Below are 1775 nucleotides of genomic sequence, written 5' to 3'. Positions count from 1 at the left end.
GTTCTATTGGGGTCTGCTCGGGCGTGTGCGACTGCCGCGTGAACCTCGGATCGGCTGTGCTGGAACAGTTCTCTTGTAGTGAGTGTCACACCCAGCACCTACGTTGCGGGCATGGAGTTCTGGGCACAGCGCACAATCTCACCAGTCGACGGGCGTGAGGGTTGGACGATCGTCGACGACGGCTACATCGAGCATCAGCGGGCCGGCGAGTACCTACGCGCGGTCGTGGATCGTGGCGGTTCGGTCGGAACGGCCCGGACCTACGCGGGCCGGCTCGCGTTGTGGTTGGGCTGGGCTTGCACCAGCGCGGTCGACGAGTGCTCGCCGAGTGTCGAGCAGGTAGCCGCATTCGCTCGCTGGCTCGAACGCACGCCCTCGCGTAAGCACCGGCCAGGGCGCAACCGGCGACAAGCCGACGACGCGAGCGTTGTCACGCTACGGGCCGCTCGCTCGCCGGGAACAGTTGACGGGATCGTCGCGGTGGTAGTGGAATTCGTCCGCTTCAGCGCCTCTCGCGGTTGGTGCACGCAGCAGGTCGCCGAGCGGTTGAGCTCACGAGTCGAGCTATGGTTCATCCCGTTAACGATGGACCGCGGTGAACGCACGGACCAGCCGGTGGTCCAACGCCGGACGGTGCGCCGACGCCGAGTGGAACGGGCACCGGCGACCCTCTCGGGCGAGCAGGTCGGAGCATTGGTCGACGCGTGCGGGAACGTGCGCGATCGCTTCGTCGTGGAGGCGCTTTACGCGACCGGCCTTCGAGTAGCCGAGCTGTGCGGGTTGCACTTGGCGGATCTGCACCTACTTCCCTCGGCCGCGCACCTGGGCTGCCAGGTCACCGGCGCGCACCTGCACGTGGTGCGTCGTGAGGACAACGAGAACGGCGCGTTGGCTAAGTCGCTGTGGCCGCGGACCTTGCCGGTGACAACGGGATTGGTGCGCTGTCACAACGCGTACCGGCTCGCTCGTGACGCGGTGCCGGCCGCGGCCGAGAGTGACTACCTGCTGGTCAATCTGTGGCGGCCACCGCTCGGGCGGGCGCTGCGCCCGGACTCGGTGGAACGGCTGTTCGTCAGCATCTCGGCCAAGGTCGGCTTCTACGCCCGCCCGCACATGCTGAGGCATTCCTTTGCCAGCGAGGTTGCCTTGAGCAGCAAGGACCCGGCGCTGGTCAAGGCGCTACTCGGTCACGCGTCGGTGCGCTCGACGGATGTGTACATGCATTCCCGGTGGGACGACATGCGTGCCGCGGTCGACGCGCACCAAGACGCCCACGGAGTCGTGTCGTGACCCGGCCACCGGGTGCTGCTGCCCGACTGCTGGAAGACGTGCCGCAGCCGCCCGACTGGCGGGTCCAGCGGTTGACCGCGCTGATGGGCCCCGACTGGCTGGCCGATGAGTGGGATGCCGAACGCCAGCTGATCACGCCCCGTCCGGGTGGGCGGCTGACCCGGGTGCTGCGTTGCGTCGTGCCCGCGTGCCCAAGCGACAGGTACGGATCCGAGCCCCTGTGTCATCTGCACCGCCGGCAGTTCCTGGCCTCGACGAGCACAGACGTACATGCCTGGGCAGGCAGCGAAGAACCGGTCGCCCATCAGCGCCGCTGGTGCTGCGAACAGACCTGCGCCATCCTCGGCGACCAGGGCGAGGGCTGCCCGCGCCCGGCCGAGGGCTCATCGCAGGTGTGCCACACCCACCGGGACGCGTGGAAGCGGCGGCAAGCCAGCGGCCTCACCTTCGAGCAGTTCCTCGCCCAGGCCAGGCCCCTGCCCGCC

The 1775-nt window shown here is 68.6% G+C and carries 2 protein-coding genes; both read left to right on the top strand.

All coding sequences use genetic code 11. The features are described from left to right. Nucleotides 1-78: 78 nt before the first annotated feature. Nucleotides 79-1290, top strand: a complete 1212-nt coding sequence (locus FGL98_RS24585) for a tyrosine-type recombinase/integrase (RefSeq protein ID WP_146321449.1) — start codon at nucleotides 79-81, stop codon at nucleotides 1288-1290. Then, a partial coding sequence (locus tag FGL98_RS25665; protein ID WP_186526386.1) for a hypothetical protein occupies nucleotides 1287-1775 on the top strand: 489 nt, incomplete at its 3' end. The genes FGL98_RS24585 and FGL98_RS25665, both read left to right, overlap by 4 nt.

It is taken from the genome of Leekyejoonella antrihumi (assembly GCF_007845645.1).
Taxonomy (GTDB): Bacteria; Actinomycetota; Actinomycetes; order Actinomycetales; family Dermatophilaceae; genus Leekyejoonella; species Leekyejoonella antrihumi.
Note: the sequence above shows the minus strand (reverse complement) of the source record. Positions and strands in the feature narration are given on the sequence as shown.